16 protein-coding genes are annotated in these 23,863 nt (G+C 72.0%); 12 read left to right on the plus strand and 4 right to left on the minus strand.

Annotated features, from left to right (window positions below; genetic code table 11):
• Positions 1 to 261 precede the first annotated feature (261 nt).
• A complete protein-coding gene (gene mutM / locus ABZ822_RS04650) occupies positions 262 to 1,143 on the plus strand; it encodes a bifunctional DNA-formamidopyrimidine glycosylase/DNA-(apurinic or apyrimidinic site) lyase (RefSeq protein ID WP_360846662.1) in 882 nt (293 codons plus the stop codon).
• Between the two features lie 209 nt (positions 1,144 to 1,352).
• On the plus strand, positions 1,353 to 2,711 hold the full coding sequence (locus ABZ822_RS04655) for a glycosyltransferase 87 family protein (RefSeq protein WP_360846664.1): 1,359 nt from the start codon (positions 1,353 to 1,355) through the stop codon (positions 2,709 to 2,711).
• Positions 2,712 to 2,715: 4 nt separating this feature from the next.
• Here ABZ822_RS04655 and ABZ822_RS04660 read toward each other — a convergent pair whose 3' ends face one another.
• Positions 2,716 to 3,426 (minus strand): CAP domain-containing protein, encoded by a 711-nt coding sequence (locus ABZ822_RS04660; RefSeq protein WP_360846666.1) that lies wholly within the window; start codon positions 3,424 to 3,426, stop codon positions 2,716 to 2,718.
• 276 nt (positions 3,427 to 3,702) lie between these two features.
• Between ABZ822_RS04660 and ABZ822_RS04665 the strand changes: the two genes are divergently transcribed.
• From ABZ822_RS04665 to ABZ822_RS04680, 4 genes are all read left to right on the plus strand, one after another.
• Positions 3,703 to 3,984 (plus strand): acylphosphatase, encoded by a 282-nt coding sequence (locus ABZ822_RS04665; RefSeq protein ID WP_360846668.1) that lies wholly within the window; start codon positions 3,703 to 3,705, stop codon positions 3,982 to 3,984.
• A 384-nt stretch (positions 3,985 to 4,368) separates the two neighbouring features.
• Positions 4,369 to 4,581, plus strand: coding sequence for a hypothetical protein (locus tag ABZ822_RS04670; protein WP_360846670.1), 213 nt, complete (start codon positions 4,369 to 4,371; stop codon positions 4,579 to 4,581).
• Between the two features lie 193 nt (positions 4,582 to 4,774).
• On the plus strand, positions 4,775 to 8,878 hold the full coding sequence (locus ABZ822_RS04675) for an AAA family ATPase (protein ID WP_360846672.1): 4,104 nt from the start codon (positions 4,775 to 4,777) through the stop codon (positions 8,876 to 8,878).
• A gap of 197 nt (positions 8,879 to 9,075) precedes the next feature.
• Complete coding sequence (locus ABZ822_RS04680) at positions 9,076 to 10,500, plus strand: sugar porter family MFS transporter (protein WP_360846674.1); 1,425 nt, start codon at positions 9,076 to 9,078, stop codon at positions 10,498 to 10,500.
• A gap of 42 nt (positions 10,501 to 10,542) precedes the next feature.
• On the opposite strand, the gene ABZ822_RS04685 is transcribed toward ABZ822_RS04680, so the two are convergent.
• Both ABZ822_RS04685 and ABZ822_RS04690 read right to left on the minus strand, forming a co-directional pair.
• On the minus strand, positions 10,543 to 11,532 hold the full coding sequence (locus ABZ822_RS04685) for an LLM class flavin-dependent oxidoreductase (RefSeq protein WP_360846676.1): 990 nt from the start codon (positions 11,530 to 11,532) through the stop codon (positions 10,543 to 10,545).
• Between the two features lie 89 nt (positions 11,533 to 11,621).
• Positions 11,622 to 13,115 carry a cytosine permease gene (locus ABZ822_RS04690; protein WP_360846678.1) on the minus strand — a complete coding sequence of 498 codons (1,494 nt, stop codon included), beginning with the start codon at positions 13,113 to 13,115 and terminating at the stop codon, positions 11,622 to 11,624.
• A gap of 207 nt (positions 13,116 to 13,322) precedes the next feature.
• On the opposite strand from ABZ822_RS04690, the gene ftsY reads away from it, so the two are divergent.
• Positions 13,323 to 14,546, plus strand: a complete 1,224-nt coding sequence (ftsY, locus tag ABZ822_RS04695; protein WP_360846680.1) for a signal recognition particle-docking protein FtsY — start codon at positions 13,323 to 13,325, stop codon at positions 14,544 to 14,546.
• 163 nt (positions 14,547 to 14,709) lie between these two features.
• Here ftsY and ABZ822_RS04700 read toward each other — a convergent pair whose 3' ends face one another.
• Entirely contained in the window at positions 14,710 to 15,381 is a 672-nt protein-coding gene (locus ABZ822_RS04700) for a bifunctional DNA primase/polymerase (RefSeq protein WP_360846682.1), read from the minus strand.
• 437 nt (positions 15,382 to 15,818) lie between these two features.
• On the opposite strand from ABZ822_RS04700, the gene ABZ822_RS04705 reads away from it, so the two are divergent.
• The 5 genes from ABZ822_RS04705 (at position 15,819) to ffh (ending at position 23,765) form a co-directional block, all read left to right on the plus strand.
• Entirely contained in the window at positions 15,819 to 17,312 is a 1,494-nt protein-coding gene (locus ABZ822_RS04705) for a hypothetical protein (protein ID WP_360846684.1), read from the plus strand.
• 458 nt (positions 17,313 to 17,770) lie between these two features.
• Positions 17,771 to 19,132 carry an ammonium transporter gene (locus ABZ822_RS04710; RefSeq protein WP_360846686.1) on the plus strand — a complete coding sequence of 454 codons (1,362 nt, stop codon included), beginning with the start codon at positions 17,771 to 17,773 and terminating at the stop codon, positions 19,130 to 19,132.
• The gene (locus ABZ822_RS04715; protein WP_360846688.1) at positions 19,129 to 19,467 is read left to right on the plus strand and encodes a P-II family nitrogen regulator; all 339 of its coding nucleotides are present in this window, start codon (positions 19,129 to 19,131) and stop codon (positions 19,465 to 19,467) included. The genes ABZ822_RS04710 and ABZ822_RS04715 overlap by 4 nt, the downstream gene beginning before the upstream one ends.
• 47 nt (positions 19,468 to 19,514) lie before the next feature.
• Entirely contained in the window at positions 19,515 to 22,082 is a 2,568-nt protein-coding gene (locus tag ABZ822_RS04720; RefSeq protein ID WP_360846690.1) for a [protein-PII] uridylyltransferase, read from the plus strand.
• A gap of 111 nt (positions 22,083 to 22,193) precedes the next feature.
• Positions 22,194 to 23,765 (plus strand): signal recognition particle protein, encoded by a 1,572-nt coding sequence (ffh, locus tag ABZ822_RS04725; protein WP_360846692.1) that lies wholly within the window; start codon positions 22,194 to 22,196, stop codon positions 23,763 to 23,765.
• The last annotated feature ends 98 nt before the right edge of the window (positions 23,766 to 23,863 follow it).

The raw sequence follows: 23,863 nt of genomic DNA on the forward strand, positions 1-23,863 counted from the left end.
TCGTCGCGGGCGCGGTACGTCCCGCTCGCGCGCCCGCGCGTACCGAACCCACCCGCGCCCCGCGCACTGCACCGGGGCGCCGAGGGCCGGTCACGCCCCGTCCCGGTGGAGTGCACCTCAACTCGCGGTGGCATGCGACCACCGCCTGCCGCGAAGTGGGGCACCCCACTCCGCCCGGCACCGCCACGGACGTGTCCGCGGCGCACCCGCGGGAATGACCTTGGCGCGCCCACGTCCGTCGACCCTCCCGGAGGAGCCCCCGTGCCAGAGCTGCCCGAAGTCGAGGTGGTCCGCCGCGGCCTGGACCGCTGGGTGTCCGGGCGCACCATCGCCTCCGTCGAGGTACGGCACGCCCGCGCGATCCGGCGCCATCTGGCCGGCCCCGCCGACTTCGCAGACCGGCTCGTCGGCGCCACGTTCGGCCCGGCCCACCGCCGCGGCAAGTACCTCTGGCTGCCCGTCGAGTCCACCGGCACCTCGGTCCTCGGCCACCTCGGCATGAGCGGTCAGCTCCTCGTCCAGCCCGAGGGCGCCCCCGATGAGACCCATCTGCGCGTCCGCTTCCGCTTCGCCGACGAGGCGGGGACGGAGCTGCGCTTCGTCGACCAGCGGACGTTCGGCGGACTCTCCCTGCACGCCCAGGCGCCGGGGGAGCCGGACGGACTGCCGGACGCCATCGTCCACATCGCGCGCGACCCGCTCGACCCGGACTTCGACGAGGCCGCTTTCCACGCCGCGCTGCGCCGCCGTCGTACGACCGTCAAGCGCGCCCTCGTCGACCAGTCCCTCATCAGCGGCGTCGGCAACATCTACGCCGACGAGGCCCTGTGGCGCTCCAAGCTCCACTACGACCGGCCGACGGCGACCCTGACCCGGCCCCGGAGCACCGAACTCCTCGGCCACATACGGGATGTGCTGAACGCCGCCCTCGCGGTCGGCGGCACCAGCTTCGACAGCCTCTACGTCAACGTGAACGGCGAGTCCGGCTACTTCGACCGTTCCCTGGACGTGTACGGCCGGGAGGACGAGCCGTGCCGCCGGTGCGGCACCCCGATCCGGCGGCGCCCCTGGATGAACCGCTCCAGCTACTACTGCCCCCGCTGCCAGCGCCCTCCGGCCCGCCGGACGCTCGCCCCGCGCTGAGTCATCGGCGTCGCGACCGCGACCACGGCACCTCACCGCCCGACCGCCCCCGTCGTAGCCGAACGGGCCCTGCCGCGCGGGCTCCTGCGCCTGCCCCGCTGCCCGGCGCGCGTGAACCACACAAGGTCACTAATTGCCTATATTCAGTGAGGTTTGTCCTACTTCATTGCAGGGACCCTCACGAATCCTCATCGGCGTACGCGGAGGCGATGGTGACCGAAGTGCCCACGGCGGTCGGCCTGGATGAGCCCAGCAGGGTGTGCGACACCGCCCCGCCGCCGGCGCGGAAGGAGGTCCGCCCCGCCCCCGTACCCGATGCCCCGGGTCACCGGCTCCGCTGGAACCGGCCGCGGACCTGGCCGCGCGACTGGCTGCTCCTCGCCGCGTACTGGACCGCTTCCCGGCTGCTGATGCTCGCCCTGCTCCGGCAGGGGCACGACGACATCGCGGCAGAGGTCCATGTGCTCTACCAGGAGTGGGACGAGAAGCTGCGGAGCGGATCGTTCCCCATCGGGGACGTGAGCTGGCAGTACCCACCGGGCGCCGCATTCGTCATGGTCGCCCCGGGGCTGGTCCCCCGGATCAGCTACCTCCAGGCCTTCGTGCTGCTCATGCTCGTCGCCGACGCCGTGGTCCTGCTGGCGCTGCTGCTCGCGGCGCACCGCGGGCAGGGACGCAGCCTCGCCGGAGCCTGGATGTGGGCGCTCGCCCTGCCGCTGCTCCTGAGCCTGCCCTTCGCCCGCTACGACGTGCTGGTCACCGCTCTCGCCGTCCTCGCCCTGCTCCTGCTGCCGGCCCGCCCCCGGCTGGGCGGCACCCTGGCCGGGCTCGCCGCGGTGATCAAGGTGTGGCCGGTGCTGACCGTGCTCGGCACGCCCCGGGGCCGTACGACGCGCGAGACCTGGTTCGCGCTCGCCGCCTCGGCCGGAGTCCTCCTCCTGCTGCTCGCGGCCGGATTCCGGGGCACCTTCGCCTTTCTCTTCGCCCAGCAGGAACGCGGGGTGGAGATCGAGTCGATGGGCGGCGCGGCGCTCCACGCGGCCCGTCTGTTCGGCTGGCCGGGGGAGATCAGGCATCAGTACGGCTCGTTCGAGTTCGTCGGCCCGTACGTCTCCTCGGTCGCGGCGGCCTCGCTGCTGCTCACCGCCGCCGCCTTCGCGTGGCTGCTGCTGTGGAGGGTGCGCGCCCGCCGCTGGACCGACGCCACGCCCTACGACGCCGCGCTGGCCGCCGTACTCCTCTTCACGGCCACGAGCCGGGTGATCAGCCCGCAGTACCTCATCTGGCTGATCGGACTGGCCGCGGTGTGCCTGACGGCGGGGAGGACGACACAGCGCCCGGTGGCGGCGCTGCTGCTGCTCGTGGCCGCCCTGACCACCGTCGACTATCCGCTGTTCTTCGGTGCCGTGGTGGGCAGTTCATGGCAGGGGGTCACCGTGGTGGTGCTCCGGAACGTCCTGCTGCTCGCGGCGACGGTGCTGTCCTGCGTACGTCTGTGGCGGGCCACGGTGCCGCGCGGCCCACGTGCGGCGGACCTCCTGCCCTGGGGCCGGCGGTCCGCGGCGTGAGGGCTCAGAAGCCGAAGTCCTGCGTCCACCAGGGGCCGCCGTCGCCGAACTGCGCGCCGACGCCCAACTTCTTGTAGTCGCAGTTGAGGATGTTGGCGCGGTGGCCGGGGCTGGCCATCCAGGCGTCCATGACCGCCTTGGCGTCCTGCTGGCCGCGGGCGATGTTCTCGCCGCCCAGGCCGAGGATCCCGAGGACGTCCGCACGGTCCCAGGGGTTCTCCCCATCCGGGTCGGTGTGGTCGAAGAAGTCGCGGTCGGCCATGTCCTCGCTGAAGGTCTCGGCCAGGTCCGCGAGGTCCTTGTCGCGCTTCACGGGACGGCAACCGGCTTCCTTGCGCTCCTTGTTGACCAGGCTCAGCACCTTGGCCTCGGCGGAGGACTCCGATCCGGATCCGCCGCTCCCGGGCTTCTCCGGCCGGTTCTCGGGCGGGCGGGACGACGAGGACGGCTTGCTGTCCTCGTCCGAGGGGTCGGACGGCCGCTTCGTCGGTTCGGAGGGCTTCTCCGGACGGTGCGAGCGGGACGGGATCGAGCTCGGTGAGCTCGTGGGGTCGTTGCCGCGGCCGATCGGGCTCGACGGGCGGCTGGTGGGCGCCGTGGACGCGGTGCCCTGCGGATCGAAGCCGGGTATGCCCCCGGTCTCCACCTGGCTGCCGTGGCCGGCGGCACCGCCGACCGTGTACTCGTCGCCTCCCGGGACCAGCCCGGAGGCCATGGCAACTGCTCCCACCGCCATGGCGGCCGAAGCGCCGAGGAGACCCGTGCGTACAGGCGCGTAGCCGCGGCGGGCACCTCGGTGCCGGCCGGCGCCGTTCCTCGGTGGGGGCGCGGAAGCAGTGCGTCGGTGGCGGCCCATCGCTGCCTTCCTCCACATGCGTTGGAGACACCGTGTTTCACTCGGATGAGTGAGCTGTTTGTTCGCGGGGCACTGTACGGCATCACAGGTGGGGCCGGTGTGCTTCTTGAGTAAATGGCCGGTTAGCGTGGTGACATGAGCGAAGATGTCCGGCTCACGGCGTGGGTCCGTGGCCGTGTTCAGGGCGTCGGCTTCCGCTGGTTCACCCGAGCGGAGGCTCTCGAGATCGGTGGTCTCTCAGGCTTCGCCTCGAACCTCTACGACGGCCGCGTCCAGGTCGTCGCCGAGGGCTCGCGCGACGGCTGCGAGAGGCTGCTGGACTGGCTGCGTGCCGGCGACACGCCCGGGCACGTCAGCGGTGTGACGGATATCTGGGACATTCCGCGGGGCGGGTACCAGGGCTTCGAGATCCACTGATCGACACCGCGCTCCACGGCCTCCCGTACGGGCGTCCACCGGGGCACGAAATGCTGCTGTCATGTGCGTGGGGGCGGGATGACCTGGTGGTTGCCAAGAACGCGTGGTCATGGAAAGCTGCGGCCGTAAGGATGATCTCCACGCGCCACGGGCCTCCTGGAGTGAGCAGCGCCGCGCACGCAGCCGCCGCGCGCCACCAGGCCGCCCGGCCGTACGGCGTGTGATCGTGTTGACCGTCCAACCATTTGGTGAGACGCTGGAATCCCCGCGCACCCTACCTGTTTGACATTGTGAACAACGGTGATGGCAGACATCGCGGGTGCGACATTCCCTCACGACCCACACCGCATCGGTCGGTCACTCATTTGTGGAGGACCATCCATCATGGCAAAGGCGCTTCTCGGTTACGTCGGCGGATCCGACCCGCGACTCCTCGCCGAGATGCGACGGCTGCAGCAGCGTGTACAGGACCTCGAATCCGAGCTCGTACGGATTCAGGCCGAGAACGACGCGCTCGCAGCTGCCGCTCACCACGGCGACTCGCTGCTCGACGGCATCGACATCGACGTACCCAAGGCGGAGCCTGCGCTGACCTGACCTCAGCCATCGTCATCGGCCGGTCGGGCTGCAACGTCAGCCGCTCAAGAATCTGCAAGGGACGCTTCGGCGTCCCTTCTTTCCTTTCCGCCCGGTCATCCGTAGGGCGCCTCCCTTACCGAAGGATGTGCCCTGCGTATCCTCCGGTGAAACTCTCCGGAGACACCCGAGCGCAAAGGTAGAGTCCGACGGCGTGCACCTCAAGAGCCTGACCCTGCGCGGGTTCAAGTCCTTCGCGTCGGCCACGACGCTGCGGTTCGAGCCCGGCATCACCTGTGTCGTGGGCCCGAACGGCTCGGGTAAGTCCAATGTCGTGGACGCCCTGTCCTGGGTCATGGGCGAGCAGGGTGCGAAATCGCTGCGCGGCGGCAAGATGGAGGACGTGATCTTCGCCGGGACCACCGGCCGTCCCCCGCTCGGACGCGCCGAGGTCTCGCTGACGATCGACAACGCCGACGGCGCTCTCCCCATCGATTATGCCGAAGTCACCATTACGCGGATCATGTTCCGCAACGGCGGCAGCGAATACCAGATCAACGGGGACACCTGCCGCCTTCTCGATATCCAGGAATTGCTCTCCGATTCCGGTATCGGCCGCGAGATGCACGTCATCGTCGGCCAGGGTCAGCTCGACTCCGTCCTGCACGCCGACCCGATGGGCCGCAGGGCCTTCATCGAGGAGGCGGCGGGCGTCCTCAAGCACCGCAAGCGCAAGGAGAAGGCGCTGCGGAAGCTGGACGCGATGCAGGCCAACCTCGCGCGCGTCCAGGACCTCACCGACGAGCTGCGGCGGCAGCTGAAGCCGCTCGGACGTCAGGCCGCGGTCGCCCGGCGGGCCGCCGTCATCCAGGCCGACCTCCGCGACGCGCGCCTCCGGCTGCTGGCCGACGACCTGGTGGCACTGCGCGAGGCGCTGCGTACCGAGGTCGCCGACGAGGCGGCGCTCAAGGAGCGCAAGGAGGCGGCGGAGGCGCAGTTGCGGTCGGCGTTGCAGCGCGAGTCCGCCCTCGAGGACGAGGTCCGCCGGCTCACCCCGCGTCTCCAGCAGGCGCAGCAGACCTGGTACGAGCTGTCGCAGCTCGCCGAGCGGGCGCGCGGCACCATCAGCCTGGCCGACGCCCGGGTGAAGAGCGCGTCCGCCGCGCCCCCGGAGGAGCGGCGCGGTCGTGATCCGGAGGACATGGAGCGCGAGGCCGCCAGGATCCGCGGGCAGGAGGCGGAGCTGGAGGCCGCGCTGGAGGCGGCGACCCGGGCCCTGGAGGACACGGTCGCCCACCGGGCCGAACTGGAGCGCGAGTTGGCGATGGAGGAGCGGCGTCTGAAGGACGTCGCCCGCGCCATCGCCGACCGCCGTGAAGGGCTGGCCCGGCTCCACGGCCAGGTCAACGCCGCCCGCAGCCGGGCCGGTTCCGCTCAGGCCGAGATCGACCGGCTGGCGAGCGCGCGCGACGAGGCGCAGGAGCGCGCGGTGGCCGCCCAGGAGGAGTACGAGCATCTCAAGGCCGAGGTCGACGGACTGGACGCGGGCGATGCCGAGTTGGCCGGGCGCCACGACCAGGCCAAGCGTGACCTCGCCGCGGCCGAGACCGCGCTGAGCGAGGCACGGGAGGCGGCCACCGCCGCCGAGCGCAAGCGCGCGGCGACCTCGGCGCGGCACGACGCCCTGGCCATGGGCCTGCGCCGCAAGGACGGTACGGGCGCGCTGCTGGCCGCCGCCGACCGGCTGAGCGGCCTGCTGGGCCCGGCCGCGGAGCTGCTGACCGTCACACCCGGCTACGAGGTGCCGGTCGCCGCCGCCCTCGGTGCCGCCGCCGATGCCGTCGCCGTCGCGGACCCGGCCACCGCCGCCGAGGCGATCCGGCTCCTGCGGAAGCAGGACGCGGGCCGGGCGGCGATTCTGCTGGCCGCCGTTCCGGAGCCCGGCTCCGTCGCGACGGCGTACGCGTCCGCAGCGGGGCCGTCCGGCAGCGGGCGGGTTCCCGGTCAGGCCCCGGACTCCGGCGGTGCGGGGGGCCGGGTGGGCGTAGGTGCCCAGGGCACCGCCGCTCCCGGGTCCGCAGCAGAGGCCGCGGACGGTGTCACGTCCGTTTCCGGCCGCGCCGGAACGGCGCCGGGCGACGGCCACGGGGCTCCGCACACGCGCCCCGACGACGACCCCGACGGCGGGTACGGGGACCGGCCGGCCTCCGCGGAGGCTCGTACGTACCCGGCGGTGACGGGACACCCGGACCCGGAGGGCACCTCCGCGGCCGGTGCCTCGACCGGCGACGGCGGCCCTTCCTCGCGGCCCACCGGCGGTCCGCACCCCTCCGCCCGCCCGGGGGAGGGGACGCTCGGCGCGCCCCGTTCCGGGGAGGCCGGGCCCGGGGGCGGCGGTGACGGCGATGCTGCCGCTGCGCAGGGCGGGCTGCCCGGTCAGCGGTCCGACGCACCCCGGCCCGGCGGCCCCGGGGCACCGCACGACGACGCCGCGGACTCCGGGCCCACCGCCGGCCACCCGCCCTACGCCCACGATCTCGTCCGGGGTCACGCGGACCTGATGCCCGCCCTGCGCCGGCTGCTGCGCGACGTGGTGGTCGTCGGAACCCTGGAGGACGCCGAGGACCTTCTCGCCGCGAGTCCCGGGCTCATCGCCGTCACCGCCGAAGGCGACGTGCTGGGCGCGCACTTCGCGCAGGGCGGCTCGGCCGGTGCGCCGAGCCTGCTGGAGGTGCAGGCGTCCGTCGACGAGGCGGCGGCCGAACTCGAGGACCTGGCCGTACGGTGCGAGGAGCTGGCGCAGGCGCAGCACCGTGCGAGTGAGCAGCGCGCCGCGAGCGCGGCGCTCGTCGAGGAGCTGGCGGCGCAGCGCAGCGCGGCCGACCGGGAGAAGTCGGCCGTCGCCCAGTCGCTCGGCCGGCTCGCCGGGCAGGCGCGTGGCGCGGCGGGCGAGGCCGAGCGCATGACCGCGGCCGCGGCGAAGGCCGAGGAGGCGCTCGTCCGTGCGACCGAGGAGGCCGAGGAGCTGGCCGAGCGGCTGCGCACCGCTGAGGAGGCGCCGGCCGAGGAGGAGCCCGACACCTCGGCGCGGGACCGGCTCGCGGCCGACGGCGCCAACGCGCGGCAGACCGAGATGGAGGCGCGGCTGCAGGTCCGTACCCACGAGGAGCGGGTCAAGGGCCTTGCCGGGAGGGCGGATTCGCTGGACCGGGCGGCGCGCGCCGAGCGCGAGGCGCGGGCGCGCGCGGAGCAGCGGCGGGCCCGGATGCGCCATGAGACCGAGGTCGCCTCGGCGGTCGCGGACGGCGCCCGGCAGTTGCTCGCCCATGTCGAGGTCTCGCTCGTACGTGCCGAGGAGGAGCGGGCGGCGGCCGAGCGCGCCAAGGCCGAGCGGGAACAGGAGCTGACGGCCGAGCGTAACCACGGGCGGGATCTGAAGGGCGAGCTGGACAAGCTGACGGACTCGGTGCACCGCGGTGAGGTGCTGGGCGCCGAGAAGCGGATGAAGATCGAGCAGCTGGAGACCAAGGCACTGGAGGAGCTGGGTGTCGAACCGGCGGGGCTCATCGCCGAGTACGGTCCCGAGCAGCTCGTACCGCCGTCACCGCCGGCCGAGGGCGAGGAGCTGCCGGAGGACCCGGAGCATCCGCGCAACCAGCCCGTTCCTTATGTCCGTGGGCAGCAGGAGAAGCGGCTCAAGGCCGCGGAGCGGGCGTACCAGCAGCTCGGCAAGGTCAATCCGCTGGCGCTGGAGGAGTTCGCGGCGCTGGAGGAACGCCACAAGTTCCTCAGCGAGCAGCTCGAGGACCTGAAGAAGACCCGGGCCGACCTCCTTCAGGTGGTGAAGGAGGTCGACGAGCGGGTCGAGCAGGTCTTCACCGAGGCGTACCGGGACACCGCCCGGGAGTTCGAGGGGGTTTTCTCCCGTTTGTTCCCCGGGGGTGAGGGGCGTCTCATCCTGACGGATCCCGACAACATGCTCACCACGGGCGTGGACGTCGAGGCCCGTCCGCCGGGCAAGAAGGTCAAGCGGCTCTCGCTCCTCTCGGGCGGTGAGCGGTCGTTGACCGCCGTGGCGATGCTGGTGTCCATCTTCAAGGCCAGGCCGAGCCCGTTCTATGTGATGGACGAGGTCGAGGCCGCGCTCGACGACACCAATCTGCAGCGGCTGATCCGCATCATGGAGGAGCTGCAGGAGAGCTCCCAGCTCATCGTGATCACCCATCAGAAGCGGACCATGGAGGTCGCGGACGCGCTGTACGGCGTGTCGATGCAGGGTGACGGCGTCTCGAAGGTCATCAGCCAGCGCCTGCGGTGATCAACTTCAAGTATTGAACGAAATCTTCACATCGCGTCAGCGGCCTTCTTTTGCTTTGGTCTATTGACTTCGAAACTTGAAGGCATAGTCTCTGCAACGTTGCTTTTACCTTCAAGTGGTGGCGCATCCATGTCCGCGTGCCATCAGAAGGGTCCGACCCCCAGACCCGGCGGCGCTGCCGGGCCAAGGAGTACACGTTGACCACCACCGCGCAGCCACCGCAGACCGAAGGGCGCAAGGCCCGCCCGGAGCATCTCGGCCACGTCATCTTCATCACGGCCGCCGCAGCGATGGGCGGGTTCCTCTTCGGATACGACAGCTCGGTCATCAACGGTGCCGTCGAGGCCATCCGGGGCAGGTTCGGCGTCGGCTCCGAAGCCCTTGCCCAGGTCATCGCGGCCGCGCTCATCGGCTGCGCCGCCGGTGCCGCCACCGCGGGCCGCCTCGCCGACCGCATCGGCCGTATCCGTGTGATGCAGATCGCGGCCGTGCTCTTCACGGTCAGCGCCATCGGGTCCGCCGTACCGTTCGCGCTCTGGGACCTGGCGATGTGGCGGGTGTTCGGCGGCGTCGCCATCGGTATGGCGTCGGTGATCGGCCCGGCCTACATCGCCGAGGTCGCCCCGCCCGCGTACCGCGGCAGGCTCGCGTCCTTCCAGCAGGCCGCCATCGTCATCGGCATCGCCGTCTCCCAGCTCGTCAACTGGGGTGTGCTGAACGCCGCCGACGGTGAACAGCGCGGCGAACTGGCCGGGTTCGAGGCCTGGCAGTGGATGCTCGGCGTCATGGTGATCCCCGCCGTCCTCTACGGCGTGCTGTCCTTCGCGATCCCGGAGTCCCCCCGCTTCCTGATATCCGCCGGCCGCACCGAGGAGGCGCGCAAGGTCCTGGCGGAGGTCGAGGGCAAGAGCGTGGACCTCGACACCCGAGTCGCCGAGATCGAGACGGCGATGCGCACCGAGCACAAGTCCACCTTCAAGGACCTGCTCGGCCGCCGCGGGCTGCTGCCCATCGTCTGGATCGGTATCGGCCTCTCGGTCTTCCAGCAGCTCGTCGGCATCAACGTGATCTTCTACTACTCGTCGTCGCTGTGGCAGTCCGTCGGCATCGACCCGAGCAGCTCGTTCTTCTACAGCTTCACCACGTCGATCATCAACATCATCGGCACCGTCATCGCGATGGTCTTCGTCGACCGGATCGGCCGCAAGCCGCTCGCCCTCATCGGCTCCGGCGGCATGGCGCTCTCGCTCTCCACGGCCGCCTGGGCGTTCTCCTACAAGACCGGCAGCGGCACCGACATCTCCATGCCCGACCTGCAGGGCACGGTGGCGCTCGTCGCCGCCCACGCCTTCGTGCTGTTCTTCGCCCTCTCCTGGGGCGTGGTGGTCTGGGTGCTGCTCGGCGAGATGTTCCCCAACCGGATCCGTGCCGCCGCTCTCGGCGTGGCCGCATCGGCCCAATGGGTCGCCAACTGGCTGATCACCGTGAGCTTCCCGTCCCTCTCGGACTGGAACCTCTCCGGCGCGTACGTGATCTACACGGTCTTCGCCCTGCTCTCGGTTCCGTTCATCCTCAAGTGGGTGCCGGAGACCAAGGGCAAGGCGTTGGAGGAGATGGGCTGACCCCCCCGCCGCCCACTCCTCGTGGCAGGTCGCTGCCCCGGCTCATCCCTGGAGCCGGGGCAGTACCTTTTCGCCGAACAGATGCAGACTGCGCCAGCCCTCGTCCACCGGCATCCCGCCGCACAGCGGATGCAGCACCAGGCTCCCCGCGCCGTCCTCGGAACCGGCGAGGTCCACGCACGCGTCGGGGGTGAGGATGCGGTGGACGCCTTCGCGGCGCAGCCCCTCGACCGTGTCCGCGTGAGAGCGCACGGCCGAGCGGATGCCGCCGCCGGACTGCCAGGACGCGTACGTCCGCGCCTCGTGCAGCAGATGTTCGCCGTACAGCGCCCACGCGCGGTCCGGGTCCTCCGCGATGTGCAGCAGCGGGGTCCGGGCGGGCGGCATCATGCACCAGCCCTCGGTCCCGAACTCCTCGCGGCAGGCGTGGTAGTACGCCTCCAGCTCCGGCAGATGCGCGCTCGGGAAGAAGGGCAGCGCGAGGCGGGCCGCGCGCCGTGCCGCCGCCCGGGAGCTGCCGCCGACCAGGAGCAGCGGATGGGGCCGGGTGTACGGGCGGGGGGTGACGCGGACCGTGCGGCCCTCGTACGTGAACGGCTCGCCCGTCCACGCCGTCAGCAGCGTCTCCAGCGCCTCGTCCTGGAGCCGGCCGCGCCGCTCCCAGGGGCGGCCCAGCATCGCGTACTCCTCCTGCCGGTAGCCGATGCCCGCCACCGCCATGATCCGCCCGGCGCTGGTGAGGTCGAGCACGGCGAGGTCCTCGGCCAGGCGCAGCGGGTCGTAGAGCGGGGCGATGAGCGCCGAGACGGTGACGGCGAGGCGGCGGGTCGTGCCGAGGAGGGCGCCGGCGAAGACCAGGGGCGAGGGCAGCCAGCCGTTCTCGGCGCCGTGATGCTCCTCGGTCTGGATCATGGTGACCCCGCGGTCGTCGGCGTAGGCGGCCATCTCCACGGCGGCGCGGTAGCGCCTGGACAGCGACTCCGGCGAGGCGCCGGGGTCGACGAGGTTGAACCGTACGACGGTGACGGGCATGACGGACGTCCCCCTTCGCCTGCGCGGTGAGCGGGCGAGGGGACGGTAGTTGACGATGCGTCAGATATCCAGGGGTGCGGCCGGCGGACTCAGCGCACGGCGGCCGGGGTGGCGTCCTCGGCGGGCGCGCCCTCCTCCACGGGTCCGGCAGGAGCGTTCTCCCGAGGTGCCGGCAGGACCGCGAAGACCGCCGCGGCCAGGGCGATGGTCGCCGCCCAGCCCAGACCGTTCCGGCCGATCCAGGTGGTGGCCAGCGGGCCGGTGAACCACTCCAGCTTCGTGAGACAGACCCCGGCCGCGAGCGCGATGCCCCAGGCCGTCAGCGCCTGCCAGCAGAAGCCGCCCCGGTACCAGTAGCGGCTGGTGCGGCCGGTGTCCATGAGGCCGCTCGCGTCGTACCGCACCGCCTTGCGCCGGCGGCGTGCCATGTCGACGCCGTAGACGCCGATCCAGGCGGAGAAGGAGACGGCCAGCAGGGTCAGGAACGTGATGAAGGAGTCGAGGAAGCTCTTGGCCACGAGCATCAGGAACAGTCCGCCGACGAGGCTGATGACGGCGTTGACGCTCACCGCGAGCGCCCGCGGCAGCCGGACGCCCATCGTCTGCGCCGTGAACCCGGCCGAGTACATCGACAGGCTGTTGATCAGCAGCATCCCGACCAGGGCGGTCAGCAGATACGGAACGGCCAGCCAGGCGGGGAGAACATCGCCCAGGAACGAGACCGGGTCCTTCGCCGTGGCCAGATCGGGTGTGATCGCCGCCATCACCCCGCCCATCGCCACCATGGGGACCACCACCAGGGCCGCGCCGGAGACCGTCACACCGGCGATCCTGCGGCCGGAGGCGCGGTGCGGCAGATAGCGCGTGAAGTCCGGGCCCGAGGGAACCCAGCTGATCCCGCCCGCCGCGATGGTGCCGACTCCGGCCACCAGCAGGGAGGCGCTGCCCGCGGGCCGGGAGAGGACCTCGTGCCAGTCGACGTGCGTGACGAGGTAGCCCAGCACCAGGACGCTGAAGGCGCCGAAGAGATATGTCGACCAGGTGTTGCACACCGCCAGCACCTTGCGCCCCATGCCGCTCACCAGGAACGTGCAGGCCACGAAGGCGACGAGCGTCACGGCGATCAGGACGCCGCCGCTCTCGATGCCGAAGACCAGGTCCAGCACGGTCAGGATGGCGTACGAGCCGGTGACGGCGTTGATCGTCTCCCAGCCGAACCGGGCGACCCAGATGATCGCCCCCGGGAAGTAGTTGCCGCGGACGCCGAAGGTCGCGCGCGACAGCATCAGCCCGGGCGCACCGCCCCACTTCCCCGACACGGACAGCAGGCCGACCATCCCGTACGAGACGGCGGAGGCGCAGGCGCCGACCAGCAGCACCTGCCAGAGGTTCAGCCCGTTGAACACCACCAGCCCGGCGCCCATGGTGAGCAGGAGGACGGAGATGTTCGCCGCCACCCAGGTCGGGAAGAGCTCGCGGACCCGTCCACCGCGCTCGCGGTCGGGTACGGGTTCGATACCGCGGGTCTCGACGGTGCGGTCGGTCTCGGGCGTGGGCGGGGGAGGGGGCGCGGTGGTGCCCATGAAGAAGCGGCTCCGTAGCGGTTCGCGGCGGTTGAACGGCCTGGTGGGGGCAGGGAAAAGGGCCGGGAGGGCACCAGGTGCGCCGCTCGGCCCCGAACCAGTGTAGGGGGCACGGGTGTGCGGCCATGGCGTGCGATTTGCCACGTTTGCGCCCGCGGGTCCCCGAGGGCTCGCCAACGCGGCCGGGTGGCCGATACTGGGTCCGTTATGGACACCGTCATCCTTGCTGTAGTCATCGCCGTGATCGCGCTCGGCGCGATCAGCGGGCTCGTGATCGGCAGCCGCCGGAAGAAGAAGCCCGAGAGCCCGTCCAGTACGCCCACCATCACCGCGCCTCCCGCCGAACCGCATGTCGGCGACGAGGCCGAGACCCCGCACGACGAACCACGCCGCACCATCGAGGAAGTCGGCCTCCCCGAGGCGGAGGCCGAGGCCCCGGCCCCCGGGGCGCCGATCGTCACCGAGCCGGTCCCGCCGGTCGAGGTCCCCGAGCCCACCGCCGGCCGCCTCGTACGGCTGCGGGCCCGGCTCTCCCGGTCCCAGACGACCCTGGGCAAGGGACTGCTCAGCCTCCTCTCCCGCGAGCACCTCGACGAGGACACATGGGAGGAGATCGAGGACACGCTGCTGACCGCCGACGTCGGCGTCGCCCCGACCCAGGAACTGGTCGAGCGGCTGCGTGAGCGCGTCAAGGTGCTCGGTACGCGGACGCCCGAGGAACTGCGCGGACTGCTGCGCGAGGAACTGCTCAACCTGATCGGAACCGAGGCGGACCGCTCCGTCCACACCGACGGTTCGGTGGGGGGCGCCGACGGTGACGAGGTCCCGGGCATCGTCATGGTCGTCGGAGTCAACGGCACCGGGAAGACCACCACCACCGGCAAGCTGGCCCGGGTGCTCATCGCCGACGGGCGCAGTGTCGTCCTCGGCGCGGCCGACACCTTCCGCGCCGCCGCGGCCGACCAGCTCCAGACCTGGGGCGAGCGGGTGGGCGCCCGTACGGTCCGCGGGCCCGAGGCCGGCGACCCCGCGTCGGTCGCCTTCGACGCGGTGAAGGAAGGCATCGCCGAGGGCGCGGACGTCGTCCTCATCGACACCGCCGGCCGCCTGCACACCAAGACCGGCCTGATGGACGAGCTGGGCAAGGTCAAGCGGGTCGTGGAGAAGCAGGGCCCGGTCAGCGAGGTCCTGCTCGTGCTCGACGCCACCACCGGACAGAACGGCCTGGTGCAGGCGCGGGTCTTCGCCGAGGTCGTGGACATCACGGGGATCGCGCTCACCAAGCTGGACGGCACCGCCAAGGGCGGCATCGTCGTGGCCGTGCAGCGGGAGCTGGGTGTGCCGGTGAAGCTGGTCGGACTGGGCGAGGGTGCCGACGATCTCGCGCCGTTCGAGCCCGAGGCGTTCGTGGACGCCCTGATCGGCGACTGAGCCCCACGTAGGGGAGCGGCTCCGGCCGGGCCCCGTCGCGGATGAACGACGCGACGGGGCCCGGCCGTTCCGCGTCGACGGGCCGGATGAGGGTGCCGGTGCCGGCGAGAGCGCCGACGCCGTGAGGGGGGCGGCGCCGTGAGGGGGCCGGGCCGGGGTGGCGTCAGGCGGCCGAGCGGTGACAGACGTACGCGAGCGTGCCCAGCAGCAGCCGTGCCTGCGGCGGCCGGCCCGCGGTGTCGAGGGTCGGCGGGCGCAACCAGCGCACCGGTCCGAGGCCCGCCAGGTCGGACGGCGGTGCCGTGATGTGGCTGCCGGCGCCGATGCCGTGCAGGTCCAGGCCGGTGTCGTCCCAGCCCATCCGGTAGAGCAGTTCGGGGAGTTCGGCCGCGCCGCCGGGGGCGACGAAGAACTGCGCCCTGCCGTGCGGAGTGACGGTGACGGGGCCCAGAGGCAGCCCCATCCGCTCGAGGCGGACCAGGGCGTGCCGCCCCGCCGTCTCGGCGACCTCGATCACCTCGAACGACCGGCCCACCGGCAGGAGCACGGCGGCGCCCGGCACCTCGGCCCAGGCGGCGGTGACCTCGCCGAGCGTGGCGCCCGCCTTCACCTCGGGCGCGAAGTCCAGCGGGTGGGCGCCGGGACGGGGACAGTCGGGCGCCCCGCAGGAGCACTCTCCGTCGCCGTCACCGGGGCCGCGCTTCGCGCGGGCGCCGGGGGCGACGTCCCATCCCCAGAGGCCGGTGTACTCCGCCACGGCCGTGCACTCGGTCGCACGGGCACGCCTGCGTGAGCCGGACCGCATGTCGCGGATGCCGCCGATCGTGAAGCCCATGCTCCCTCCAACGGGTCACTGTCGCCGATGGTTACGTCATGGAGTCTCGCCGTGACCGTCCGTTGTCATCCCGCGTCTGCGGCGGCGTGGCGTGGCTCAGCGGGTGGTGTGCGTCGGAGCGTGCGCTCCCGTGTGCGCCTCTCCGCCCCCTTCTCGTCGCCTTGTGTCAAGTGAATCGCGAAGCGCTGCGGGTGAGTTCATTCGAAGGGGTGGCGAATGGTGGCGATTCCGGGAATCGCCTCGCGAGCACGGTGATCGCGGGATTACTTTGAGTGCACGAACTCCCGTGAGTGCACCCGCTGTTGGGTATGCCGGTGGCATGACGCCCCGTCTCCCCGCCCTCCTCGCAGGCCACTTCACGGGACAGGACGCCGCAGAAGGCGGCATCCTGGGGACGGTTCGCGGACGACGTCGAAGTGTGGGTTGGGGGCGTTCCGGTGAGCGGCAACGGCGGTAGCGGGTCGAGCGTCGACAAGCGCCCCAATGAGCAGCTCGGTTCGTGGTTCGTGCGCAGTGGCTGGTCGAAGGGCGAACTGGCGCGCCAGGTCAACCGCCGCGCCCGCCAGATGGGCGCCCACCACATCAGCACGGACACCTCCCGCGTGCGCCGCTGGCTCGACGGCGAGCAGCCGCGCGAGCCGATTCCGCGGATCCTCTCCGAGCTGTTCTCCGAGCGCTTCGGCTGCGTCGTCGCCATCGAGGAGATCGGCCTGCGCGCCGCCCACCAGTCACCCTCCGTGTCGGGCGTCGACCTCCCGTGGGCCGGCCGGCAGACGGTCGAGCTGATCAGCGAGTTCTCGCGCAGCGATCTGATGCTGGCGCGGCGTGGCTTCCTCGGCACCTCCCTCGCCCTCGCGGCCGGCCCCGCCCTCATCGAGCCGATGCAGCGCTGGCTGGTGCCCACCCCTCCCGGTGCGCCGGCCGATGTCCCGGTGCTGGCCGCTCAGGCCGCCGCGCGCCGGACCACCAAGCTGTCCGGGCCGGAGCTGGATCTCCTCGAGGCCACCACCAGGATGTTCCGCCAGTGGGACGCCCAGTGCGGCGGCGGGCTGCGCCGCAAGGCGGTGGTGGGCCAGCTCCACGAAGTCACCGATCTGCTGCAGGAACCCCAGTCCGATGCGGTCTCGGCCCGCCTGTTCAAGGTCGCGGCCGAACTGGCCGAGCTGGCGGGCTGGATGAGCTACGACGTCGGTCTCCAGCCCACCGCCCAGAAGTACTTCGTCCTCGCCCTGCACGCCTCCAAGGAGGCGGGGGACAAGCCGCTCGGCTCCTATGTGCTGTCCAACATGAGCCGTCAGATGATCCATGTCGGGCGGCCGGACGACGCCCTGGAGCTCATCCACCTCGCGCAGTACGGCAGCCGGGACTGCTCGACCGCGCGGACCCAGGCGATGCTGTATGCGATGGAGGCCCGGGCGTACGCCAACATGGGCCAGCCCAACAAGTGCCATCGCGCCGTCCGCATGGCGCAGGACACCTTCGCCGACATCTCCGGGGCGGAGGAGCACGACCCGGACTGGATCCGGTTCTTCTCCGAGGCCGAACTCCACGCGGAGAACGCGCACTCCTACCGCGACCTGGCCTATGTGGCCGGGCGCAGCCCGACGTACGCCTCGCTCGCCCGGCCGGAGATGGAGCGGGCCGTCGAGCTGTTCGGCAAGGACGACATCCACCAGCGCTCGTACGCCCTGAACCTCATCGGCATGGCCACCGTCCATCTGCTGGAGAAGGAGCCCGAGCAGTCGGCGGCCGCGGCCGAGAAGGCCCTGTCCGTCGCAAGGCGGGTGCGCTCGGAGCGGGTGAACACCCGGCTGCGGAAGACCGTGGACACCGCGGCCCGCGACTATGCGGACGTGGCCGAGGTCGTCCACGTCGCCGATCAGCTCGCGCTGCACCTTCCGGACTGCGTCGAGACCGCCCAGGCGGTCTGACCGGGCGCTCCCGAACGCCCGGGCGGCCGATTTCCACGTCACGGGAGCGCGTCCCGCGTTACGCGAGCCTGCCCGGCGCCTGCGTTACGCGAGCCTGCCCGGTCCCCGCGTTACGGGAGCCCGCCCAGGCCTTCCCCGGCGTCACCGCGCCGTTACTCCGCGCCGCGCCCACGCGCCGGGCAGCATCGCTCCCGTACGCCCAACCGGCTCCTTTTCCGCAGGTCAGCCGGTTGGCCATCGCCGCAATGCCGCGTGCTCGCGGCAGAGTATCGGCGGTGCCCCGCGGACCACCGGCAGTTCATCCGCGCGTAACACACCCACGCTCTTCGTCACGGCGGCGAAACACCGTGCGGCATCGACTGAAACCGGCCTGCGTCAATGTCGAGGCGCATAACCGGCCCACCCCCCTCCGCTTCAGGCTCCGCCCGCACGGGCCGCACGACGACGAGGAGACGCCGATGCCCTCAGGCATCACCACACTCGCCGCAGACGCTCCCCAGTTGTCTGCCGCCAACACCGGATTCATGCTCATCTGCTCCGCGCTGGTGATGCTCATGACCCCGGCCCTCGCCTTCTTCTACGGAGGCATGGTCCGCGTCAAGAGCACCCTGAACATGCTGATGATGAGCTTCATCAGCCTGGGGATCGTCACCATCCTGTGGGTGCTGTACGGCTTCAGCCTCGCCTTCGGCACCGACTCCGGAAGCCTCATCGGCTGGTCCAGCGACTACGTCGGACTGAGCGGCATCGGCCTCACCCAGCTCTGGGACGGCTACACGATCCCGATCTACGTGTTCGCGGTCTTCCAGCTCATGTTCGCGATCATCACGCCCGCCCTCATCAGCGGTGCGCTCGCGGACCGGGTGAAGTTCACCGCCTGGGCGCTCTTCATCGCCCTGTGGGTGACCGTCGTCTACTTCCCGGTCGCGCACTGGGTCTGGGGCGCGGGCGGCTGGCTCTTCGAGATGGGCGTCATCGACTTCGCGGGCGGTACGGCGGTCCACATCAACGCAGGTGCCGCGGCCCTCGGTGTGATCCTGGTGATCGGCAAGCGCGTCGGCTTCAAGAAGGACCCGATGCGGCCGCACAGCCTGCCGCTGGTGATGCTCGGCGCCGGTCTGCTGTGGTTCGGCTGGTTCGGCTTCAACGCCGGTTCCTGGCTGGGCAACGACGACGGCGTGGGCGCGGTGATGTTCGTCAACACCCAGGTCGCCACCGCCGCCGCGATGCTGGCCTGGCTCGCGTACGAGAAGATCCGCCACGGCGCGTTCACCACCCTTGGCGCGGCGTCCGGCGCGGTCGCGGGTCTGGTGGCCATCACCCCGGCGGGTGGCTCCGTCAGCCCGCTCGGCGCGATCGCAGTCGGCGCGATCGCCGGTGTCCTGTGCGCCATGGCCGTGGGCCTGAAGTACCGCCTCAACTACGACGACTCCCTCGACGTCGTCGGTGTCCACCTCGTCGGCGGTGTCGTCGGCTCCCTGCTGGTGGGCTTCTTCGCCACCGGCGGTGTCCAGTCCGACGCCAAGGGCCTGTTCTACGGCGGCGGTCTCGACCAGCTCGGCAAGCAGGCGACGGGCGTCTTCGCCGTCCTCGCATACTCTCTGCTCGTCTCCGCGATCCTCGCCTTCGCCGTCGACAAGGTGATCGGCATGCGGGTCTCCGAGGACGTCGAGGTCTCCGGCATCGACCAGGACGAGCACGCGGAGACCGCGTACGACTTCAGCGGAGCCGGCGGCGGCTCGGTCGCCCGTAAGGCCGTCCCCGCCACGAATCAGGACGCCCGCGCCGCAGCCGCGGCGGACAAGAAGGTGGACGCATGAAGCTCATCACCGCAGTCGTGAAGCCGCACCGGCTCGACGAGATCAAGGAGGCGCTGCAGGCCTTCGGTGTTCAGGGTCTGACCGTCACCGAGGCCAGTGGCTACGGGCGGCAGCGCGGCCACACCGAGGTCTACCGCGGTGCGGAGTACACCGTCGACCTCGTCCCGAAGATCCGCATCGAGGTGCTGGTCGAGGACGCGGACGCCGATCAGCTCATCGATGTGGTCGTGAAGGCGGCGCGCACCGGCAAGATCGGCGACGGCAAGGTCTGGAGCGTCCCGGTCGACTCGGCGGTCCGTGTGCGGACCGGCGAACGCGGCCCGGACGCCCTCTGACACCGACCGACCGGAACTGACCGGAACCGACCGGACTAGGAGCCCGAGTGACGGCGGAAGGCCTCGACGAGCAGAGCCCCGGATCCACGGGGGAAGCATCCGGCTCGGGACCCGGCAGCTATGCGGCGGCCCGGCTGCGTCTCCTCCAGGAGGAGGCGCAGGCGGGGCCGCCGCGCCGCGCTGCTCTGGCCGGTCTCACCGACGACTGGCTGTCCGGGCTGCTCCACCGGGGCGCCCGGGACGCCGGCCTCGGCGGTGTCTCGCTCGTGGCCGTCGGGGGGTACGGCCGCGGCGAACTCTCCCCGCGCAGCGACCTCGACCTGCTCCTTCTGCACGACGGCAGCGCGGACGCCGCAGCCGTGGCCGCCCTGGCCGACCGCCTCTGGTACCCCGTGTGGGACCTCGGGCTCGCCCTCGACCACTCCGTCCGCACCCCCGCCGAGGCCCGCAGGACCGCGGGGGAGGACCTCAAGGTGCAGCTCGGCCTGCTCGACGCCCGCCATGTCGCGGGCGATGCCGGGCTGACGGCCGGGATGCGCACCGCCGTCCTCGCCGACTGGCGCAACCAGGCCCCCAAGCGGCTGCCCGAACTGCTGGAGCTGTGCCAGGAACGGGCCGAGCGCCAGGGCGAGTTGCAGTTCCTGCTGGAACCGGACCTCAAGGAGGCCCGGGGCGGCCTGCGGGACGTGACCGCGCTGCGCGCCGTCGCGGCCTCCTGGCTCGCCGACGCGCCCCGCGAGGGACTGGAGGCGGCGCGGCGGAACCTGCTGGACGTACGCGACGCACTGCACCTGGCCACCGGCCGGGCCACCGACCGGCTGGCCCTCCAGGAGCAGGACCAGGTGGCCGCCGGTCTGGGCCTGCTGGACGCCGACGCGCTGCTGCGCCAGGTGTACGAGGCCGCGCGCCGCATCGCGTACGCCGGGGACGTGACCTGGCGCGAGGTCGGACGGGTGCTGCGCGCCCGGGCGACGCGGCCCAAGCTGCGCTCCCTGCTCGGCGGCCGTGGCCGCACGGGCCGTCCGCAGGGCGAGTACGAGCGGACGCCGCTCGCCGAGGGCGTCGTGGAACAGGACGGCGAGGTGGTGCTCGCCCGCACCGCGCGCCCCGACCGCGACCCCGTGCTCCCGCTGCGCGCCGCCGCAGCGGCGGCCCAGGCCGGACTGCCGCTCTCGCTGCCCGCGGTACGGCGCATGGCCTCACCCGGCCTCCGGCAGGGGGAGACCCACGCCCGCCCCCTGCCCGTGCCGTGGCCGTCCGAGGCCCGCGAGCAGCTCGTCACCCTGCTCGGTGCGGGGGCACACACGGTGCCGGTGTGGGAGGCGCTGGAGGCGGAGGGCCTGATCACCCGGTTCCTGCCGGACTGGGAGCGCGTACGGTGCCGTCCGCAGCGCAACGCGGTCCACCGCTGGACCGTCGACCGGCACCTGGTGGAGACCGCCGTACGGGCGTCCGCGCTGACCCGCCGGGTCAGCCGCCCCGACCTGCTGCTGGTCGCGGCCCTGCTGCACGACATCGGCAAGGGCTGGCCCGGCGACCACTCGGTGGCGGGCGAGGTCATCGCCAAGGACGTGGCCACCCGCATCGGCTTCGACCGCGGCGACACCGCCGTCCTGGCCGCGCTCGTCCGTCATCACTTGCTGCTCGTGGAGACCGCGACCCGGCGCGACCTGGACGACCCGGCCACGATCGCCTCGGTCGCCCAGGCCGTCGGCAGCACCGGAACCCTGGAGCTGCTGCACGCCCTGACCGAGGCCGACGCGCTGGCCACCGGGCCCGCGGCCTGGAGCGCCTGGCGTGGTTCGCTGGTCGCCGATCTGGTGAAACGGGTCACCGCGGTGCTCGCGGGCGAACCCGTCGAGGAGCAGGCGGCGCCCCAGGAGACCACGGCCGAGCAGGAGCGTCTGGCCGTCGAGGCCCACCGCACGGGCGGGCCCGTTCTCGCCCTGCACGCGCACACCGAACCCGCCCTGCCCGGCGAGGAGGAGACCGGCGCCGACGACGCGGAGGCCCGGCCCGAACCGGTCGGCGTGGAACTGCTCATCGCCGTACCCGATCAGAAGGGCGTGCTGCCCGCGGTCGCCGGAGTCCTGGCCATGCACCGGCTGACCGTCCGCGCCGCCGATCTGCGCGCCGTCGAACTGCCCGGCGCCGTCGCCGCGCAGGGCTCCGACGGGCGGCGTCCGGGCGAGGTGCTGCTGCTGAGCTGGCGGGTGGCCGCCGAGTACGGCTCGCTGCCGCAGGCGGCCCGCCTGCGCAACGACCTGGTCCGGGCGCTGAACGGCTCCCTCGACATCGCCGCCCGTCTCGCCGAGCGCGAGGCCGCCTACCCGCGCCGCCGCGGCGTGGAGGCCCCGCCCCCGCGGGTGACCGTCGCCCCGGCCGGCTCCCGGCTCGCCACCGTCATCGAGGTGCGCGCCCAGGACGCGCCCGGGCTGCTCCACCGCATCGGCAGGGCGCTGGACGCCGAGGTCGTCCGCGTGCGCAGCGCCCACGTCAGCACGCTCGGCGCGAACGCGGTCGACGCGTTCTACGTCACGGATCCGGCCGGCGGTCCGCTGCCGGACGGACAGGCGGCACAGGTCGCCCGTGCCGTGGAGAACGCCCTGGGGTGAGTCCCCCGCGCGGGGCCCGGTGCGGTACGGGGCAGACCGCACCCGGGCCGTACGGATACCCTTGGGAGTCATCTGCCCGACCGCTCCCCGATCCGAGGATTCGCGACCGCCGTGTTCGACACTCTTTCCGACCGCCTCGCAGCGACGTTCAAGAACCTCCGGGGCAAGGGCCGCCTCTCCGAGGCGGACATCGACGCCACGGCGCGGGAGATCCGTATCGCGCTGCTCGAGGCGGACGTCGCGCTGCCCGTGGTGCGGTCCTTCATCAAGCAGATCAAGGAGCGCGCGACCGGCGCCGAGGTCTCCCAGGCGCTGAACCCCGCCCAGCAGGTCATCAAGATCGTCAACGAGGAGCTCATCGGCATCCTCGGCGGCGAGGCCCGCCGCCTGCGGTTCGCCAAGCAGCCTCCGACGGTGATCATGCTCGCCGGTCTGCAGGGTGCCGGTAAGACCACCCTCGCCGGAAAGCTGGGCCGCTGGCTGAAGGGGCAGGGCCACACCCCGGTACTCGTCGCCGCCGACCTCCAGCGCCCCAACGCGGTGAACCAGCTCGGCGTCGTGGGCGAGCGCGCCGGGGTCGCCGTGTTCGCCCCGGAGCCGGGCAACGGCGTGGGCGACCCGGTCCAGGTCGCCAAGGACTCCATCGAGTTCGCCCGCTCCAAGCAGCACGACGTGGTGATCGTCGACACCGCGGGCCGCCTCGGTGTCGACGCCGAGATGATGCAGCAGGCCGCGGACATCCGTGACGCGGTCGGCCCGGACGAGATCCTCTTCGTCGTCGACGCGATGATCGGTCAGGACGCGGTCAACACCGCCGAGGCCTTCCGCGACGGCGTCGGCTTCGACGGCGTCGTGCTCTCCAAGCTCGACGGCGACGCCCGCGGTGGTGCCGCGCTGTCCATCGCGCACGTCACCGGCCGCCAGATCATGTTCGCCTCCAACGGCGAGAAGCTGGACGACTTCGACGCGTTCCACCCGGACCGCATGGCGTCCCGCATCCTCGGCATGGGCGACATGCTCAGCCTCATCGAGAAGGCCGAGCAGACCTTCAGCCAGCAAGAGGCCGAGAAGATGGCCGCCAAGCTGGCGAAGGGACCCAAGGAGTTCACGCTCGACGACTTCCTGGCCCAGATGGAGCAGGTCCGCAAGATGGGCTCCATCTCCAAGCTTCTCGGCATGCTCCCCGGCATGGGCCAGATGAAGGACCAGATCAACAACCTCGACGAGCGGGACGTGGACCGCACCGCGGCGATCATCAAGTCGATGACGCCCGGCGAGCGCCATGACCCGCACATCATCAACGGCTCGCGCCGCGCCCGTATCGCCCGTGGTTCCGGTGTCGACGTCAGCGCCGTGAAGAACCTGGTGGAGCGGTTCTTCGAGGCCCGCAAGATGATGTCGCGCATGGCCCAGGGCGGCGGCATGCCCGGGATGCCCGGGATGCCGGGCATGGGCGGTGGCCCCGGCCGGCAGAAGAAGAAGCAGAAGCAGGCCAAGGGCAAACAGCGCAGTGGCAACCCGATGAAGCGCAAGGCCGAGGAGCAGGCCGCGGCGCAGCGCAAGGCCGCGGGCGCGGGCAGCCAGCAGGGCGGGGCGTTCGGCCTTCCCGGCGCGGGGGAGGACGCGAGCTCCTTCGAACTCCCCAAGGAATTCCGGGACATGCTCCCGCCCGGGGACAAGTAGGCCCACACCGCGGCGCGTTCACGCGCATCTGACGACGCGACACGGCCGCGGCCGGGAGATCCGTTCCCGGCCGCGGCCGTCGTCGTGGGCGGCGCACC

Origin of the sequence: Streptomyces sp. NPDC047108 (genome assembly GCF_040643575.1) — a bacterium.
In the GTDB taxonomy this organism is placed as follows: Bacteria; Actinomycetota; Actinomycetes; order Streptomycetales; family Streptomycetaceae; genus Streptomyces.

Coding starts and splice junctions, on each gene's coding strand:
- ABZ822_RS04700 (WP_360846682.1), bottom strand. CDS start 15,381: ATGGGCTTCACGATCGGCGGCATCCGCGACATGCGGTCCGGCTCACGC.
- ftsY (WP_360846680.1), top strand. CDS start 13,323: ATGGACACCGTCATCCTTGCTGTAGTCATCGCCGTGATCGCGCTCGGC.
- ABZ822_RS04655 (WP_360846664.1), top strand. CDS start 1,353: ATGGTGACCGAAGTGCCCACGGCGGTCGGCCTGGATGAGCCCAGCAGG.
- ABZ822_RS04710 (WP_360846686.1), top strand. CDS start 17,771: ATGCCCTCAGGCATCACCACACTCGCCGCAGACGCTCCCCAGTTGTCT.
- ABZ822_RS04665 (WP_360846668.1), top strand. CDS start 3,703: ATGAGCGAAGATGTCCGGCTCACGGCGTGGGTCCGTGGCCGTGTTCAG.
- ABZ822_RS04670 (WP_360846670.1), top strand. CDS start 4,369: ATGGCAAAGGCGCTTCTCGGTTACGTCGGCGGATCCGACCCGCGACTC.
- ABZ822_RS04690 (WP_360846678.1), bottom strand. CDS start 13,115: ATGGGCACCACCGCGCCCCCTCCCCCGCCCACGCCCGAGACCGACCGC.
- ABZ822_RS04660 (WP_360846666.1), bottom strand. CDS start 3,426: ATGGCCTCCGGGCTGGTCCCGGGAGGCGACGAGTACACGGTCGGCGGT.
- ABZ822_RS04715 (WP_360846688.1), top strand. CDS start 19,129: ATGAAGCTCATCACCGCAGTCGTGAAGCCGCACCGGCTCGACGAGATC.
- ABZ822_RS04685 (WP_360846676.1), bottom strand. CDS start 11,532: ATGCCCGTCACCGTCGTACGGTTCAACCTCGTCGACCCCGGCGCCTCG.